Origin of the sequence: Bacillus sp. AF62, from assembly GCF_050312695.1 — a bacterium.
Taxonomy (GTDB): Bacteria; Bacillota; Bacilli; order Bacillales; family Bacillaceae_G; genus Bacillus_A; species Bacillus_A cereus.
In genome coordinates this window covers 1-576 of the sequence record NZ_JBNPJZ010000236.1, presented here as the reverse complement: position 1 = coordinate 576, position 576 = coordinate 1, and the positions used below count along the sequence as shown (strand labels likewise).

Sequence of the window (576 nt, the reverse complement as noted above, 5' to 3'; positions counted from 1 at the left end):
AAGTTCCAGACACTTTCTGTTTGACTTTCGTCATTCGAATATCCCTTTCCGCTTGATTATTATCAAATGGAATGTCTGGATGTTCCAAGAATGCTAGGATTCTATCAGCATATTTGACGAAGCGATTCCATAAATTTTGACCAGGCGTCTGCTTTCCTTTCTTTTTTAATTCTGCAGAAAAGAATGGTTGTTCTTTCAGTATGGCTTGATAGACCGTAAGCAGATGCTGTTGCTTTGCTTTTGGCAAGCTTCCTTTGTATTGCTTTTTCAGCGTTAACGGTTGCGTTAGAAATTTCTTCATCTGCTGCGCCCATTTTTGTCCCGTACTATCTATAATTCCTTGCAAATCTCGTAAGAGATGGGCATTACATAATACATGACGACAATCTGTATACGCATCATACGATTTCCAACCATCATGCATCGCAATTCCAGAAAAAGATGGTAAAATTTCGCCCGCATCCATTGCTTCTTTTCCACGTTTTTGATGAATATGTTATAATGTCACCTCCGGTGTACTGGCAGTATGTAACCATTGTGTTTTATTTTCTACTCGCATACCGGTTTCATCAAAAT

At 38.7% G+C, this 576-nt stretch carries 1 protein-coding gene; it reads right to left on the bottom strand.

Going from position 1 to position 576, the window contains the following annotated elements; all coding sequences use genetic code 11:
• Nucleotides 1-466, bottom strand: a 466-nt coding sequence (locus ACQRBL_RS32520) for an IS66 family transposase (protein WP_427736446.1), incomplete at its 3' end; no start/stop codon positions are given.
• Nucleotides 467-576 lie beyond the last annotated feature (110 nt).